Origin of the sequence: Neisseria sp. 19428wB4_WF04, assembly GCF_015235335.1 — a bacterium.
Taxonomy (GTDB): domain Bacteria; phylum Pseudomonadota; class Gammaproteobacteria; order Burkholderiales; family Neisseriaceae; genus Neisseria; species Neisseria musculi.
This window is the reverse complement of sequence record NZ_JADGLG010000003.1, coordinates 1-16383: the sequence shown is the minus strand read 5'-3', so window position 1 is coordinate 16383 and position 16383 is coordinate 1. Positions and strand designations below refer to the sequence as shown.

The following is a 16383-nucleotide window of genomic DNA, read 5'->3' as shown; positions in this document are numbered from 1 at the left end:
GCCCAAAAGTTTTCAGACGGCCTCAAAATAGATAACCCGCCTTATTTTATGATATAAGGCCGTCTGAACCCCAAACCGACCACAAAGGAAACCACATGAGCTCACAAGATTTAAGCGGCAAAACTGCCCTCGTTACCGGCGCATCCCGCGGCATCGGCGCAGCGATTGCCGACACGCTGGCAGCTGCCGGTGCCACCGTTATCGGCACCGCCACCGGCGAAAGCGGCGCCCAAGCCATCGGCGAACGCCTCGCACAATGGGGCGGACAAGGCCGAGCCCTAGATGCCGCCGAACCCGAAAGCATCGAAAACCTGATTGCCCTCATCGAAAAAGAATCCGGCAAGCTCGACATTCTCGTCAATAACGCCGGCATCACCCGCGACAACCTCTTGATGCGCATGAAAGAAGAAGAATGGGACGACATCATGCAGGTCAATCTCAAAGCCGTGTTCCGCGCCAGCAAAGCCGTGTTGCGCGGCATGATGAAGCAGCGCAGCGGCCGCATTATCAACATCACCTCGGTTGTCGGCGCTATGGGCAATGCCGGGCAGGCCAACTATGCCGCCGCCAAAGCAGGCTTAATCGGCTTTTCCAAATCTATGGCGCGCGAAGTCGGCAGCAGGGGCATCACCGTCAACTGCGTTGCCCCCGGCTTTATCGACACCGATATGACCCGTGCCCTACCCGAAGAAACCCGCAAAATGTTTGAAGCGCAAACGGCACTGGGCAAATTCGGCGATGCACAAGATATCGCCGATGCCGTGCTGTTTCTCGCTTGCGACCAAGCCAAATACATCACCGGCCAAACCCTGCACGTAAACGGCGGTATGCTGATGCCCTAGCCTGCAGGGGCTGCCGGTTTGTACCGCCCGCCCTGCTCTTTTGCCTGCCGGGCGGCAGCAGGTAAAGACTAAAAGTAATTTCTTTTAGTTTTAACCATTTGCCGGGAAGTGCAAAGAAGCAGCATCAAAATGCTTGCACAAACTTGGGAATTTTGGTTTAATCACTTTCTCACAACGCAAAACGGGTGATTAGCTCAGTTGGTAGAGCGTCTGCCTTACAAGCAGAATGTCGGCGGTTCGACTCCGTCATCACCCACCAAGTTTCTTGCGCGGAGTGGTAGTTCAGTTGGTTAGAATACCGGCCTGTCACGCCGGGGGTCGCGGGTTCGAGCCCCGTCCACTCCGCCAAAACCTTCTCGGAAAAAAGCACCGGTTTGAAACGGTGCTTTTTTCTTTCTGTTCTCTGAAATTTGTCTGTTCTCTGCAATCTGTTTTCAGACGGCCAAGAGGGTGGCAAATCCCGGCCTTGCCTACATTCCTCCGTTTTTTATTCCCTGTTTTTTGCTTGGATACCTGATTCGGGCTACCCCTTGAAGATCTGTTTCGGCGTGAAAGCCTGTTTGGTTTTTTGCGTTTTTTTTGCGGCTTGTTTCAGAATACCCCGAGTCGGCAGGGCGGCATGGTTTTTAATATAGCGAACCCCTTTATTGCCTGCGGCGTTCTTAGCCCAAAGAGTACGGTTTTGCCAGGCTTCCCAAGCGGCGGCAGAATCGGTTCCGTATTGCCTGCACCGTCTGGGGCCTGCCTTATGTCGAAAATAAAATGTATTTGTTTTACTTAACAAAGCCCGTGTATGGCAGAGCATAAAATAGGCCGTCTGAAACGGGTTTGCCGCTTAGCCGGCAACGCTCCCCTTCAGACGGCCTTTGCGCCGTTAGGCTATCAGTTTGCGCACTTCCTCAATCTGTTCGCGCAGCAGAGCTTCAAACTCGGGCCTGCCTGCCAATTCGCCAAACAGGGCCGGATCGGCGGCAAAGGCTTTCACGGGATCGGCGGACTCATACACGGCGTGTACGGCAGCTTCGTCAAGAATACCGTCCTGATAGGCAAACGGCAGCCTGCCTTGGTGCCAGCGTTCCATAAACACGAAAAACAGCGCAGGCAGTTTGGCGGTGGCCGCAGGGCGCGCGCCCTGTTTGAAACGTTCAATCAGCGTGGGCTGGATTTGGGCGGGAATTTTGGAAAAACCATCGGCAGCCACACGCTGGTTGGTGTCTTTGATATAGGGGTTGGTAAACCGCTCCAGCACCACATCGCGGTATTTGCCCAAGTCGATTAAATCGTTGCCGAGGCTGGCAATCACGTCTTCGGTAACATAATCGTAGGCGATTTTGCGCGCGGTTTCGAGATTGGTGCTGTCGTGGATATACAGTTTGCCCAGCAGCGTGCCCATCCAGGCAATGGCGGCGTGCGGCACATTGAGCACGCGGATTTTGGCTTCTTCGTAAGGAATCACCGACTCCACCAGCTCTACGCCCGCCTTCTCCAGCGCGGGGCGCACATTGTTTTTGAAATTATCTTCGATCACCCATTGGGTAAAGGTTTCGCCCATTACCGGTGCTTTATCGGCAATGCCTGTTTGCGCCTGAACGCGTGCCGGCAGCTCTTCGGCCGGGCGCGGCACGATGCGGTCTACCATGGTGTTGGGGGTGGTGACGTTGGCTTTCATCCATTCGATGATGTCGTTTTGGCCGGTCAGGCCGAGAAACTCGACCAAGCCATCGTGAAAACGCTCGCCGTTGTGTCGCACATTGTCGCAGCAAAGCAAGGTAACGGCGCCGTTTTCAAGCTGCATCCGTTTTTTGAGGATTTTGGCAATAATGCCGTAAATGGTTTGGCTGCCATCCGCCAAATCCGCTTTCAGCGCAGGGTCGTTCTGCACCAGTTTGAAATTGCTGTCGAGATAATAACCGGCCTCGGTAACGGTGAAAGCAATCACTTTAACCGCCTCCCGCCCGCCCTCTTCAATCAGCGGCACCAAACCGGCCTGCCACGGAATCAGCTTGCGGATAGACTTGATCACCTCATATTCACGCTCGCCGCGCGGGCTGACGGTTTCCAGCACATATTCGCCGTTTTGCGCACGCAGCGCTTCGATGGTATGTTCGCTGTCGTTGCGGATATTGCCGGCCGCAATCGTCCAACTGTCGTCTCCCTGCTTGATTAATTCGTTGAGATACCATGCCTGGTGGGCGCGGTGGAAGCTGCCCAAGCCGATGTGAAGCCAAATGTTTTTGCTCATGTTGCGCACTCCTTTTATCAGTCATACAAATATTTCAAAAAAATATAATATTATTTACATCAATAAGTTATAAAACACCCGGCCATTGTGGCACAATTTGAAAGCAAAAAACAGGCATGGTGCGAAATAAAGCGGTTCCATATATGAGGCCGTCTGAAACATCGCGCCGGCGGGTTTTCCACCGGCTCCGATTCTTGGCATAATACGGCCTTACCGATTTCCAGCAGAGAACGCCCGAATGACCGCATCCATCCGCCTGCCCGCCGCCGCCCTGAAACCCTCCACCGTTGCACTGCCCGGCTCGAAAAGCATCAGCAACCGCACGCTGCTCTTGGCCGCCCTCTCCGACAACACCTGCGAAATCCACTCGCTGCTCAAATCAGACGACACCGACCGTATGCTTGAAGCCCTGCAAACGCTCGGCGTGAAGCTCGAATTTTTTTCAGACGGCCGTCTGAAAGTACACGGCTGCCGCGGGCGTTTTCCCAACCAAAGCACCGATCTGTTTTTAGGCAATGCCGGCACCGCCTTCCGCCCGCTCACCGCCGTTTTGGCCATACTCGGCGGCAACTACCGCCTGCACGGCGTGCCGCGTATGCACGAGCGCCCCATCGGCGACTTGGTCGATGCCCTGCACATCGCCGGCGCCGATGTGCGCTATCTTGGCAACACACACTACCCGCCGCTGCAAATTAACGGGCGCGCCGACAACGGCGTGCGCACGATTCCGATCAAAGGCAATGTGTCGAGCCAGTTTCTCACCGCGCTCCTGATGGCACTGCCGCTCACCGGAGAGGCATTTGCCATAGAAATGGTGGGCGGGCTGATTTCCAAACCCTATATCGACATCACCCTCAAACTGATGGCGCAGTTTGGCGTAAACGTAGAAAACCACGGCTACCGCGTATTCAACATTCCCGCCGGCGCGCACTACCGTGCGCCCGAAAACGTTTATGTGGAAGGCGATGCTTCGAGCGCATCTTACTTTCTCGCCGCCGGGCTGCTTTCCGGCCAACCCGTGCGCGTTACCGGCATCGGTAAGAACAGCATTCAGGGCGATGCAGTTTTTGCGCACGAGCTTGAAAAAATCGGAGCCGCCGTGGTTTGGGGCGACAACTTTATCGAAGTTTCCCGCCCCGCCGGCCAAGCCGTACTGCCGTTCGATTTAGACGCCAACCACATCCCCGATGCCGCCATGACGCTGGCCGTAGCCGCCCTTGCCACGGGCGCACCCTGCTCGCTGCGCAACATCGGCTCGTGGCGTGTGAAAGAAACCGACCGCATCGCCGCCATGGCTGCCGAGCTGCGCAAAGTGGGCGCAAATGTGGCTGAAGAACCCGAAGCCATCCACATCACCCCGCCTGCCGTGCTTACGCCCAACGCCGAAATCGACACCTATGACGACCACCGCATGGCCATGTGTTTTTCGCTGGTGTCGCTGCTGGGCGTGCCGGTTGTCATCAACAACCCGAAATGCACACACAAAACCTTCCCCACTTATTTTGACCTGTTTGCTTCGTTGAGAGAATAAACCCGTTCATTTAAATGAAGGCCGTCTGAAAACACAATTCAGACGGCCTTTCAACACAATCCGTGTTTGAAACCCGATTAGGCAGACTGCCGCTTTTCGCCGTGCTATGCAGGCGCATGGTGAAAACAGTGCGTTTGTTCAGCATCGACTTCCAACACTCTCACTTTCACACATCACGGCTTTGACAATTTCCGCCTACGCGAGCCAAAGCTGGCCGCCTAATTCACAAAAGACAAATCGGAAATGCCGTCTTAACAGCGCAGAGAATAGAGTATTACCGGCTATTGTTTCTTTGATGTTCAGGGCAAATTATTCAAAAATGGGCTTACGAAGCAAAATCAGCAAAAATGATGTTAAGCTTCTGATATACCTATTAAAAACAAATACCAAAAGTTCAGTAAAATTACCGAATCAAAATTCCGTCAAATCCTGCGCCTTTTCACACTTGATTTGACCGCTTCCGATACCGCCAGACTCACCGGCATCAGTACCCAAAGTGCCAATATCTGTTTCTCAAACTGCGTTGCCGTATGGCTGCTGAATGTGAACGGCAAACTCCCTCTGCCGGTGTGGTCGAACTGGACGAATCCTACTTCGGCTCCAAACGCATCCGAGTGCGGGCGGGGGAGAGGGAGGCAAAACCATTGCTTTCGGCATCTTAAAACGGGACGACAAAGTCTATACCGAAATCGTGCCGGATACTTCGAAAGCTACACTGCAACAGGTTATTCGAGGGCGGGTTGCTGTTGAAATTGTCATCAATACTGACGGCTGGCGCGGCTATCACGGCTTGGTCGATATGGGCTGTGAAAAGCACTTCAGGGTACATCATGGTGCAGACGAGTTCGCCCGGGGTGCGCAACACATTAACGGCATCGAATTGTTTTGGGGTTATGCCAAAAACCGCTTGGTTAAATTTAACGGTGTACCGAAACAGACTTTTTATTTACACTTAATCTGCTCCCAAATACCTACCTGATATTGTAATGGAAGCCCTCATTGTTTCAGGCCGTGTTCACAATATTTTCATACGGCCTGCTAACTATTTGAAAATTTTATTGTATGTCAATAAACAACTGCCGAAGCTGCCTTTTCCAACCCTTGATTCAGTGATTCAACCATTGCTGTATAGCCGTCGCCGTTTTGCGGTGTTTCAATGTGAAAGGGACGGCTTTGCCCGTTCGGCCATACGGCATAACCGCTAATGAGCGTTTTGCCTTGATAATTTCCTTGAAAAGCTTCTATATAAATTTTCAGTGTCTGCATACTGCTGCTTCTGGCCGCAGGTACAAAAACGTAGCGGCCGCCCAAGCGGTTGAGCTTATTGCTGAAACCTGATGCCAATGCTTTATCCAGCGGGCTTGCCCACAGGTGGTTGCGGGCAAAGTTCACATGATAATCATCGGTTTGATATACCAGCCCGCCGTTATTGAGCGGATCGGCCAAATACACGTGCACGGCGATTTCGCTGCCGCTTTTGGCAGGAAGGGTGTATCGGCTGTCGGGCAGTGTGAAATATTGGGTAGCGGGCGTGCTACAGGCGCTCAGTGCGGCCAGCGCGCCTATCATCATCCATTTGTGCATCAGCGGCGTCCTTTCGGTATCGGATCTTTTATGTTACTGTTGAAAATCAGTGCGTTGGGTTTTTCTTTTAAGGTGTTTATCACGGGCTGTGCATCTTTCAGGGTTTTGTCGATACTCTGTAAAGTGCTCTGCACATCGCTGTAGAACGGCGACTGCGGCGACACGCCCTGCAGGGTTTGGCGTAATCCGCGCAGGGTTTGGTTCAGCTCGCCGGGGATATTTTGTGTTTGCGGTTTGTTGATTAAGGCATTGGCCGCATTCAAAGTAGCCTTAAGTTCACGCAGTGTGCCGTTCAACTCACCCACAGTGTTTGCGAGCGGCAGTTTGTTGAGTTTTTCGAGCAGGCTGCCCAGTTGTGCCTGCAAATCGTCAAATCCGCTGCTGCGGGTGGCAATAACTACGTTGCCGTTATAGTCGGCAAATGGTTTGAGTTTGGCACTTTCAGACGGCCTGTCGTCCAGCTCTATCATTTTGCTGCCGGTTAATAGGTTGTTGCTGGAAATAGTGGCGGTTAAACCTTTGTTTAAGGCCGTCTGAAACTGGTTTTGCCAATATTCGCGGCTCTGCGCCCCGGCGTTAAGCTCTATGCGCTCCGGCTCGATGCGGATGCGCACGGGAATCCAGCCGTTTTCAAACAGTTTGAGGCTGTCGTTTTCGGCAAAATAAGGTACTTCGGCCACGGTGCCGATGTTGATGCCTTTATATTCTACCGGTGCGCCGCTCATCAAACCCCGCACGCTTTGTTTGAAAAAGGCGGTGTAATAGAGGGAGCGTTCGGTCGGCAGGTTGTCGATTTCGCTACGGTTGTTATAAAGCTCGAAAGTGTCATCGTTTACCGCCGGCCTGCCTTTGTCCCCTCCGGCCGGCGAAGCAAAGGAAATGGCACCGGAAAGCAAGGCGGGAATAGGGGCGGAATCCACGCTGATACCGTTACCGGTGGTTGCGATGCTGATGCCCCGTTGCAGCCAAAACTGGCTGTGTTCGCCCACCAGTTTGTCGTTGGGGCTTTGAATGAATACGGTGTAATTGACGGTTTGGTCTTTAGGGTTGAACCCGGCATTTTCCACCACGCCCACACTGAAGTTTTCAAACAGCACCGGGCTGCCCACACCTATCATTTTGTCGTTGAGACCGATAAGTCTCAGGCGCAGGCCGTTTTGGCCGATAGCGGCGATCGGCGGGATATCGAGCACTTCAAAACGCTCTTCGGTTTCTTTGCTTTTACCAGGTGTAAAGGCAATATACGAGCCGGAAACTAAGGTATTGAGACCAGAAATTCCGCTTTGGTCGATGCGTGGCTTCACCACCCAGAATTGGGTGTCTTTACGCATCATGTCTTTTGCATCGGCAGTCAGGCGGGCGGTAACTTCCACGCCTTTTTGGTCGCTGCGCAGGCGGATGCGGGTTACCCGCCCTACTTCCACACTCAACACTTTCACCACGGTATTGTTTACTTCGATGCCTTCGGCACTGTCCATCAACAAGGTGATTTCCGGCCCGCGGTTGCGGATGTCTTTCATCAGCAGCCACCCGCCTGCAATCAGGGCAATCAGCGGAATCAGCCAGATAACCGAGCTAAATAGGTTTGCTTTGCGCACCACAGCCGCAACGGGCTGATGGGGTTGTTTGTCGTTATCGTTACTCATCATTCAGGTTGGCTTGCCGGCAGGTTTTCAGACGGCCTGTTTACAGATTGTTCAAAAGAGCGCGCTCTGTCCCACAAAAGGCGCGGGTCGAAAAAATAGGCGGAAAGCATGGTCAGCAACACCACCAGGCAGAAATATACCGCCGCCGGCCCCGGCACTACCCGCGCCACATAAGTGTGGAATGCACTCATCAGAATAATAATCACAAAAATATCAATCATCGACCATTTGCCGATGGATTCGGTAAAGCGGTAAAGCCGCTGCATGGTGTGCACGCCGGCCGGCAAGCCGCAGCGCGCGCTGAGAATCAGCACCAACATCAACACGATTTTTGCCCCCGGCACCAAAATGCTGGCACTGAAAATAATTGCGGCAATCAGCTTATCGCCTTCGTTCCACATATACACGATGCCGTTGAAAATGGTGTTTATCTGCACGGTGGCAGGATTGGAAGAAATCATAATCGGCAGCGCGTTGGCCGGAATATACAGCAGCACCGCCGCAATCAGAAACGCAATAGAGAGGCTCAGGCTCTTGGGGCGGCGCACATACAGATCGGATCCGCACACCCCGCAAGCTGCTTCTTCACGGCTGCGGAAATACAGACAATGGCTGCAGCAGACACGCCCTGCCGAGGCCGTCTGAACCGCATCACGGCCCAAAATACGGTGGATTTTATAATACACCCAATGCTGGGGAATCGACACCGAAGTGCGTATCAGCATCACCGAGAGCGCAAACATCAAATAGAATGCCGCACCAAATTCCACCTGCGCCACCGAAGAGAGTTTGATATACGCGACCAATGTCGAAATAAAAAACACATCAACCATAATCCAGTGGCGCAGCCGAACCAGCGTTCGGGTGGCATAGAGCAGGCCGGGATATCCTCTGTTTTGCCACAATGCCGCATATACATAAACACACAGCAATAAAAACAGCAGCGGCGTGCCAAACGTGAGCACAAACATCACTTCGGCCAAAAAGCCGAAATCGAGCAGCACCAAGCGTTTCATCATCGAAGGCAGCGACAGGATCGAAGTTACCCCGGCCATCGTAACCGTAACAAACATCATGCTGTACACAAACACCATCAACACCAGCGAAGCCGCCGCATAGGCCAGCGGAGCAACATACGGATTGTTTTCCACCTCCACTACTTCATAACCGCAATTCGGGCAGTGCGCCTCCTGCCCCTGCCGCAAATACGGTAACGCCATGCGCTGCCCGCATTCAGGGCAGTCGAGCATATGTGCCGGCAGTGCCGCATCTCGCTGCAGCGTATGGTAACGCCACCAACGGCGGTAGTTTCTAACAAGTTTCACAGCTGTTCAGACGGCCTCTTCCCGCCGGCAGACTCTAAAATAAAACGCTTATTATAGCCGATAAAGCGCTGTATTTTCGGATGATGGGTGTAAAAGACCGTCAGCACCGGCAACCTGTTCCGGCCGTCTGAATACACACCATAAAGCCCAAACAACAACCGCCGGCTATCTAAAAAATATAGATTAAACCGGCGGTTTCATTGGTTTGGTTTGCAATAAGTTTCAGACGGCCTTACATCAAAACACGCGGGCTGATGCTGATGGCGGTGTTGTCTTCAAATTTCAATAAGGCGGCATTTTTGTTGTGTCCGAGCAGCCCAGCCAGCACATTGGCCGGAAAGGATTGGCGCATGGTATTGTAAGAAACTGCTGAATCATTATAGGCTTGGCGCGCTACTGCCACCCTGCTTTCGGCATTGTCCAATGCTTCAATCAAACGGCGGATATCCGAATCCGACTTCAACTCGGGATGGCTCTGAATCACGCTCTGCAAATGGCGCAAAGCCGCATTCAATTCGGTTTCTACTGCACCTAAAGAAAGCAGCGAACTTTCGTCTATATTGGCCGATGCCGCCAGTAAAACTACTTCTGCACGTGCGCGGGCGGAAATAACCGCCTTTAAAACGGCAGGGGCATGGTTGAAATAATCTTTAGACACATCTGCTAAAGTAGGAATAATATCGTGGCGGCGCTTGAGTTGGATTTGAATTTGCGAAAAAGCCTTGAGATATTGCTTCTTTCCCACCAGTAAACGTTTATAAACCATTATCGGCAGCAACAAACAGAAAACAATCAGAAGCGAAGTGAGAAGCGGTTCCATGATAAATCCTTTTTAATCGGTTATTCCCGCGTGCTTGCCGGGCTTTTTTTCATTTTGGTTATCAACGGTGTGATTATAACCAATCAAAATAATTGTATCTATATGTTAAATTATGCAAGAATATATTCAGCAAAAAATGTTGTTTTCTTGCACCGCTCCACAGAAACATATCTTGTCTGTATCTGTGAATAGATCTGATCTCCGATAAAGAAAATGCAAGCCGGAGGGCTGTGGATAGTGTCGAATACAAGGTGGGGCAGCGCTCGAACTGCGCTAACTGCTGCACAAAAGACTTGGGGAAACGGGCAGTTGGACATTTATCTGGCAGACAACAGCAGCCCACTCAACAAAAGGAAGATGAGCAATGAACATGTACAAGGTGCCTTTTCCAATAAACGCGAGGTTTTGATGTGGCTCAAAAGCCTGTGCCTGTGCGGCTTGCTGGTATTAGGCGCTTGTGAAGCCAAACCGCCCAAGGAAGAAACATATCCGGCCAGCATGGCAGGAGCCAATTACACGCGAGAAGGCGTACAGGCGTTTTATGTGAACGGTGCTTGGGGAGGTGGGATTGGCAGTTATAGCGGAGGGGAGTGGTGGTGTTTGTTGCGTGACCTTGCCCATAAAATGGCGCCCTGGCCTGGATGCGGAAGTGGAATGGCGGATCGGTCATTTTCAAAAAGAGGGTCGTTTTATGACGGGCGAGGAAAGAAATGCACTCTCTACCCAAGAGCTGAGTGAAAAGCACTGGGTCCAGCGCCATCTCAAACGCCATGTACCGATTGAGCCTTATGAGCCGGAAGAGGGAAATCTTCAAGTGATTTTTTTGCCCAATGATGAAGTAAAGATTTATGTTGTCAAGCTGAATATGGGGTTGGATCTTCCCGAGCACCCTGGATACCATTTGTGGCAACAATCAGAGCGTGACCCGGAGCGGTTGCGTTACGAAGCTGAGTTACAAGAATCTTATGAGCGCAAAGCGCAGGGAGGGAACTGAAAATGGCGCTGCAACCTTTGCCCCAAAGCCTGCTGTTCTTGCGCCCCTTAAGCGCGCAAGAACAGCAGCGCCGTGCTGCGGCCTTGGCCTGTATGAACAGCCCAGCCAAGCCCGATTGCAAACGCAATATCTCCATTGGCATCTTTATCATTGTTGTGGCAGGCCGGCTATATCGCCATGCTTTCACATATTTATTGGTAAACCGGCATACAAACAATGATTAACAACAGCCTGCGTTTAAGGAACGGCTTTTGATTTTAGCCATACCCAAGACCATTTCAGCATTCTGCAGGACTTGTCCGTATTCCGGCAGTATGTGCACCCCGCCCACACTTTTCTGCAGCACCAGCCCATACACTGCCGCCTTATGCGGCCACCAGCGGTTGCCTGCCGCTTCCATAAAATGACACAGCCGCAACAGCTTCTCGTTGTCGAAAGGGGGCACATAAACCATAAACTGACCAAAAACGACTGCAAACCCCAAAGCTTTAGCATTCGCTTTTAGCGTTTGCAGAGGCAGGCAAAATTTTTTGTCGGGCAAAAGCACGCCGTCAAACCACTTACTGCATCCCCACAACGAATAAGGGTTAAACCCCGTCAGCACTACTTTTCCTTCCGGTTTTATCACGCGGTAAGATTCAGCAAGCGCAATATGGGGAACCCCGCTGCATTCCAACGTATGCGGCATCAATAATACATCTACCGACTCATCTGCCCATGCCCACACGCCTGCATCCATATGAAAATCGCGACTATTGCAAAGCCATGTGCCGGGCGGCTCCAACCAGCCGCACATACCTGCCTGAACAGCTATCTGCATTTCGTTACAGAAGTAAAACCGCTTGAAAAAGCTTTTTTCCCAACCAGCGACATATTGCCCTGCTACTGTTTGTAAAAACCAGCTATCAAACATTTCCAAATTCATATCACTCAAACTTTAAATTGAATTTCGAACAATCATAACAATATATAAAATATATCTGAAAAAATTATTTTAAAAAATATGATTTACATGGTAAGTATTTTAATTGCTTCAGATATTTCTGGATAACTTCTTGACTTCATGCCTTTAAAATATTACCATCCCTTATATTCAAAATCACTATCTCCGAATTTACAAAGACTATGGCCAAACTAAAATCTATAGCCTTAGCCGTTACCGGCGTATCGGCAGTTTCAGGTGCAACATACACCTACGCAGCTCCTTCCAGTCAAACAGCAGGTATGGCAATGATGCGCTTGAATTCATCATTACTTGATCAAGAGAAAAGAAGCCAAAATAATCTTGCGTCCGGCAGTTTGTGGAATGCCATGCGTAAAGATTTCCGTATGGCCGAAGTTAATTCCAATTTGGTGCGCAGTCACGAAAATAAATTTTCTGCCAGCCGCGCCTATTTCGACCGTACCATCAACCGCAGCAAACCCTATATGTATCATATTGCGAATGAAGTCAAAAAACGCAATATGCCCGCCGAAATCGCCCTACTACCTTTCATTGAAAGCGCATTTGTTACCAAAGCCAGATCCCATGTAGGTGCCTCGGGTTTATGGCAGTTTATGCCCGCCACAGGCCGTCACTTCGGATTGGAACGCACCGCCTTATATGATGGCCGCCACGATGTATATGCCGCCACCAACGCCGCATTGAATTATCTTGAATATCTCCACGGCATGTTTGGTGACTGGTCATTGGCATTGGCTGCTTACAACTGGGGTGAAGGCAATGTCAGCCGCGCAATCAACCGTGCACGGGCACAAGGCTTGGCTCCCGTTTATGAAAACCTGCGAATGCCCGCAGAAACCCGCAATTATGTTCCCAAACTGCTTGCTGTTCGCAACATCGTGAAAAACCCCCACGCTTTCGGCATGGGCTTGAGCGATATTGAAAACAAACCTTATTTCAAAGCCGTAAATATAGATAAACCCATTGATACAAGAGCTATTGCGCGCTTGGCCAATATTAGCGAAAGTGAATTTTTGGCTCTGAACCCGGCGTTCAATGTACCTGTTTTTGTACCGAAAGCCAACCGCAAACTGCTGCTGCCGGCTCATGCCACCTCTACATTTGAGAAAAACTACCGCAATGCCAAGTCTGACGAATTGCTTTCTTGGGACGTTTACACCGCCGGCGGAAAAACCAGTTTGAACCGTATTGCCGCCGAAGCTGGCATGGATATAACCGAACTCAAACGTTTGAACAATACCAACAGCGATTCGCTCAACTCCGGCCGCAATCTGTTGGTGGCTAAAAACAGCATTAAAGGCAAAAGCACCAATGACTACAACTATGTTCGCATCGAAACTGAACGCAGCCCCTTACCCAACAGTTACAACACCAATACAGCCTCTCTAAAACAGATCAACAGTTCTGATGTCAAAATAGCTGAATCCAGTTCGGCTCCAATTGCCATTCTGACAGGCCAAACAAAACCTGTTTCGGAACAAAGCAGCACCTCACCAGCACCCGTTTCCATTGCAGCCTCTCTGATTGCCCCCAACCAACTTCCTGAAAAAGTAGGTAACACAGCCAATTCCGTTAAGATAGAGAAGACTAATCTTACCGCAGTTCAGGCCCCAGAAACCACAACAATTGCTATTGCGGAGCCCCTGCCCCTGCCTACGCAAACCTCTGCAACCCCTATTTCGGAACAACCAACCCCCTCTGACGAATCTGCCGATGTTGCCGTAAACGACACCGCTCTGCCCAACCGTACCCCCCAAGCCACCCAGCCTACAGACCCCTTGCTGGCACTGGTTAATGACACAGAACAGCAACGCTTGAATGCTGCCGACAGCATTAAAAACACACTAGCCCAATTAGAGGCCGAAGAAACTGCCAACAAAGCCCGTGTTAACCGTATTGTTGCCAGCCGCAGTAAACAGCAGCAACGTACCGAAGCCCGCTTAGCTCGAGCCAATGCAGCTGCGCAACATGCCAATAATACCCACCGAGTAGAAGCCGGTGATACTTTGTTCAATATTTCCCAGCGTTATAACTTAACCGTAGCTGATTTGATTACCGTAAACAATATCAAAGGTAACAGTATCCGCAAAGGCCAAGTATTAAAAGTAACCGCAGCCTCTACCCAGCGGAATGCCGTACGTAATGTCTCTTATACTGTACGCAAAGGTGATACACTCAACACGATTGCCAGCCGCTTTAATGTTGATGTAAACGATATCCGCCGTTGGAACCGAAATACCCGCACAGTAACACCGGGCCAACGCTTAAAACTAATCGGCAGTTGACTTTATTCATAAACTTATATAGTGAAAAAGTAAAATAAGATACCTGATGGTTTATATCCATCGGGTATCTTATTTTCGGGCAGCCTCAATCTTTGGAAAGGTCGAGTTGATTACATTTTTTTCTAAACAGCTTTTATTTCTACCAAAATGATTATTTCGTGATTTTTAGTACCATCAAGAAGGGTCGTCTGAAAGAGCGACCGGCATCAGCCAACGTGTTTTAATGTAAAGCCGTCTGAAACGCTACACTGGCATCAGTAGGTGGGTGAAGTATGGGCAATGATATCAGTTTCAATGAAGACAGCACACAAAATAAAGATTAAGAAGCGCGTATAACAGCCTGAAACGCAATCTACCTTATCTGTTTGCTTTTGAGCAAGACAAGGAATCGGAGATTAAGCCTAATTCAGCAACCTCCAAAATAGGAGGGTGACAAAGAAAAAAAGCCTAAACGTTGTTTAGGGCTTTTAAAACTTGGCTCCCCGTTCTAGCCCAGATGCGAACCAAAGTTTTATCTATTCAGTTACCTAAATAATTCTCGAAAGCGGCGTGATTGTTAAAAATCACGCTGTTTTAGTTTTGCCTTTGGCCATTTAATGGCGGTATGTCTAAAAAATCGCGCAATTATTCACAATCCCTTGATTCGGTGGTTTTCGGCTGTTACGGCTGCCGGAAAACTTTGAGTGAGCGCCTGAGTGGGGGGAGGATGAGCCGGTCAGGCCGCACCACCCTTTCCGTTATTTCGCGTCGTACCCTACCCGCGGTGCGGAAGTTGAGCAAGCGCAGTATGAAGTGAATCTGATTAAGGCTTGGTGCAATGTGATGGAGCCGAAAACGGCGGAGGGAAAGGCGGCGATAGCTAAAAATTTAGACGGCCACCCGACGCCGGAAGAGGCGAAGCGAACACGCTTTAATGCGATGAAGCACGGGTTGAATGCCCGTCCGTGTGGCTCAGTATTTCCCGGCAAAACCCGACCGCTACGCGGTGTGCGAAACCTGCGATATCGACCGTGCGTTTTGCGGCGCAGCCGGCCTGCCAAAAGCAGACGCAGCTTTTCATGCTGCATCAGGCGGCTTTTGAACAGCGCGACCCGAAGCATTTAATCCCGATTTATGCCGATATGCATGCGGGTATCACCGCTATCATGCAGCAGATTTTACAAACCATTTTGAAAGAAGGGGGTGTCGTTGCGCACGCCAGCGTGGGCGGTGGATAAGGATGGCAATGTGGTGATTGCTGAATATGAAGATTTGGCAACCGGCCAGCGCCGCACCATCTACGACGTGAAGGCCCATCCGCTGTTGCGCTCGTTACAAGATTTTTTATCGAAAAACGGTATGTCGCTGGCGGATATGGGCATGACGCCGCACGTTATCGAGCAGGAAGAAGCCGCGCTTGGCAAGCTGGCTCAGGACGGCGAAACGCAGCAATCGTTGCTGGAATATTCGCAGCGGCAGGCAGCGGCATTGGAGAATTTGGCGGATTTGGCACGGCGGGCGAACGCTAAAAAGATGCAAGACCCAGTATTGATTGAGTATCAGCAGAACGGCGGAAATAATGAACAATCCTAATAACGAATACCAAACCCACTGCGAAAAATGCGGGGCGGAGTTGAATGGAAACGAAAAACTGCATTACGGATGGCTGAACGAATCCTGTGATGATGCAGAGTATCGGAAATTTATGGCAGAGGCCCGAGCTAAAAAGGAATCGAAAAATGATGCCGTCTGAAACCTGCGAAGCCTGCGGGCGTGAATTAAGCAAATCGGAGCAGCTTGAATTTTTATTCATGTGCTGCGAATGCCATGAGGAAGAATCGGCCTATATCAATCAGATTTTCGAGTTGACCAATGAGCACGGTGTCGCAGCGGATTAAGGTTAAACACCGCTCCGAGGTGGAAATCATGCGCTATGTGTTAAATATCGTGCAAAACTGAGCCAGGGAAACGGGGAGTTGTGCTCCAAAATTGAGCCACTCTCCGTTTGTTATAAACTGCTCCGCTTTATCACACAGCGGAGCCCAACCTGGATGTTATGCATGGAAACCATCGCAAAAGTGCACCGGCTTTTTCACCGACAGAAACTCTCACAACGTGAAATCGCCAAACAACTCAAACTCTCCCGCAATACAGTCGCCAAATATCTGCAG

At 50.7% G+C, this 16383-nt stretch carries 17 protein-coding genes, 2 tRNA genes and 1 pseudogene; 14 read left to right on the top strand and 6 right to left on the bottom strand.

What is annotated here, in order from left to right; genetic code table 11:
* Positions 1-95: 95 nt before the first annotated feature.
* The 3 genes from fabG (at position 96) to IR141_RS01310 (ending at position 1190) form a co-directional block, all read left to right on the top strand.
* Entirely contained in the window at positions 96-842 is a 747-nt protein-coding gene (gene fabG / locus IR141_RS01320; protein ID WP_135033902.1) for a 3-oxoacyl-ACP reductase FabG, read from the top strand.
* A 183-nt stretch (positions 843-1025) separates the two neighbouring features.
* A tRNA-Val gene (locus tag IR141_RS01315) sits at positions 1026-1101 on the top strand.
* 12 nt (positions 1102-1113) lie between these two features.
* Positions 1114-1190: transfer RNA gene (locus IR141_RS01310), tRNA-Asp, on the top strand.
* Positions 1191-1716: 526 nt separating this feature from the next.
* Here IR141_RS01310 and dalD read toward each other — a convergent pair.
* Complete coding sequence (dalD, locus tag IR141_RS01305) at positions 1717-3084, bottom strand: D-arabinitol 4-dehydrogenase (protein ID WP_135033901.1); 1368 nt, start codon at positions 3082-3084, stop codon at positions 1717-1719.
* A gap of 238 nt (positions 3085-3322) precedes the next feature.
* On the opposite strand from dalD, the gene aroA reads away from it, so the two are divergent.
* Positions 3323-4615, top strand: a complete 1293-nt coding sequence (gene aroA / locus IR141_RS01300) for a 3-phosphoshikimate 1-carboxyvinyltransferase (RefSeq protein ID WP_135033900.1) — start codon at positions 3323-3325, stop codon at positions 4613-4615.
* A 366-nt stretch (positions 4616-4981) separates the two neighbouring features.
* Positions 4982-5594 (top strand): annotated as a pseudogene (locus tag IR141_RS01295) (IS1595 family transposase).
* An 86-nt stretch (positions 5595-5680) separates the two neighbouring features.
* On the opposite strand, the gene IR141_RS01290 reads toward IR141_RS01295, so the two are convergent.
* The 4 genes from IR141_RS01290 to IR141_RS01275 form a co-directional block, all read right to left on the bottom strand.
* The gene (locus IR141_RS01290; RefSeq protein WP_135033899.1) at positions 5681-6199 is read right to left on the bottom strand and encodes a membrane integrity-associated transporter subunit PqiC; all 519 of its coding nucleotides are present in this window, start codon (positions 6197-6199) and stop codon (positions 5681-5683) included.
* Positions 6199-7848: an intermembrane transport protein PqiB gene (gene pqiB, locus IR141_RS01285; RefSeq protein WP_228068109.1), complete on the bottom strand. Its 1650-nt coding sequence runs from the start codon at positions 7846-7848 to the stop codon at positions 6199-6201. Before pqiB ends, IR141_RS01290 begins: the two co-directional genes overlap by 1 nt.
* The gene (locus IR141_RS01280; protein ID WP_245231714.1) at positions 7845-9170 is read right to left on the bottom strand and encodes a paraquat-inducible protein A; all 1326 of its coding nucleotides are present in this window, start codon (positions 9168-9170) and stop codon (positions 7845-7847) included. Before IR141_RS01280 ends, pqiB begins: the two co-directional genes overlap by 4 nt.
* A gap of 232 nt (positions 9171-9402) precedes the next feature.
* Entirely contained in the window at positions 9403-9990 is a 588-nt protein-coding gene (locus IR141_RS01275) for a LemA family protein (RefSeq protein WP_135033898.1), read from the bottom strand.
* Between the two features lie 550 nt (positions 9991-10540).
* Between IR141_RS01275 and IR141_RS01270 the strand changes: the two genes are divergently transcribed.
* Together IR141_RS01270 and IR141_RS01265 are read left to right on the top strand one after the other, a co-directional pair.
* Complete coding sequence (locus tag IR141_RS01270) at positions 10541-10984, top strand: DUF3304 domain-containing protein (RefSeq protein WP_135033897.1); 444 nt, start codon at positions 10541-10543, stop codon at positions 10982-10984.
* Between the two features lie 2 nt (positions 10985-10986).
* Positions 10987-11208, top strand: coding sequence for a hypothetical protein (locus tag IR141_RS01265; protein WP_135033483.1), 222 nt, complete (start codon positions 10987-10989; stop codon positions 11206-11208).
* Here the strand turns inward: IR141_RS01265 and IR141_RS01260 are convergent.
* Positions 11205-11909 (bottom strand): class I SAM-dependent methyltransferase, encoded by a 705-nt coding sequence (locus IR141_RS01260; protein ID WP_135033896.1) that lies wholly within the window; start codon positions 11907-11909, stop codon positions 11205-11207. The two genes, IR141_RS01265 and IR141_RS01260, sit on opposite strands and share 4 nt — an antisense overlap.
* A gap of 200 nt (positions 11910-12109) precedes the next feature.
* Between IR141_RS01260 and IR141_RS01255 the strand changes: the two genes are divergently transcribed.
* From IR141_RS01255 to IR141_RS01225, 7 genes are all read left to right on the top strand, one after another.
* Complete coding sequence (locus tag IR141_RS01255; protein WP_135033895.1) at positions 12110-14233, top strand: LysM peptidoglycan-binding domain-containing protein; 2124 nt, start codon at positions 12110-12112, stop codon at positions 14231-14233.
* A 934-nt stretch (positions 14234-15167) separates the two neighbouring features.
* Positions 15168-15314, top strand: coding sequence for a hypothetical protein (locus IR141_RS01250; RefSeq protein WP_167742979.1), 147 nt, complete (start codon positions 15168-15170; stop codon positions 15312-15314).
* Complete coding sequence (locus tag IR141_RS01245) at positions 15292-15450, top strand: hypothetical protein (protein WP_167742977.1); 159 nt, start codon at positions 15292-15294, stop codon at positions 15448-15450. Before IR141_RS01250 ends, IR141_RS01245 begins: the two co-directional genes overlap by 23 nt.
* A gap of 13 nt (positions 15451-15463) precedes the next feature.
* Positions 15464-15805, top strand: coding sequence for a hypothetical protein (locus IR141_RS01240; RefSeq protein WP_194198359.1), 342 nt, complete (start codon positions 15464-15466; stop codon positions 15803-15805).
* A complete protein-coding gene (locus IR141_RS01235) occupies positions 15792-15965 on the top strand; it encodes a hypothetical protein (RefSeq protein WP_167742975.1) in 174 nt (57 codons plus the stop codon). Before IR141_RS01240 ends, IR141_RS01235 begins: the two co-directional genes overlap by 14 nt.
* Entirely contained in the window at positions 15952-16110 is a 159-nt protein-coding gene (locus IR141_RS01230; protein WP_167742973.1) for a hypothetical protein, read from the top strand. The genes IR141_RS01235 and IR141_RS01230 overlap by 14 nt, the downstream gene beginning before the upstream one ends.
* A gap of 153 nt (positions 16111-16263) precedes the next feature.
* Positions 16264-16383, top strand: a 120-nt coding sequence (locus IR141_RS01225; RefSeq protein ID WP_135033893.1) for a winged helix-turn-helix transcriptional regulator, incomplete at its 3' end; no start/stop codon positions are given.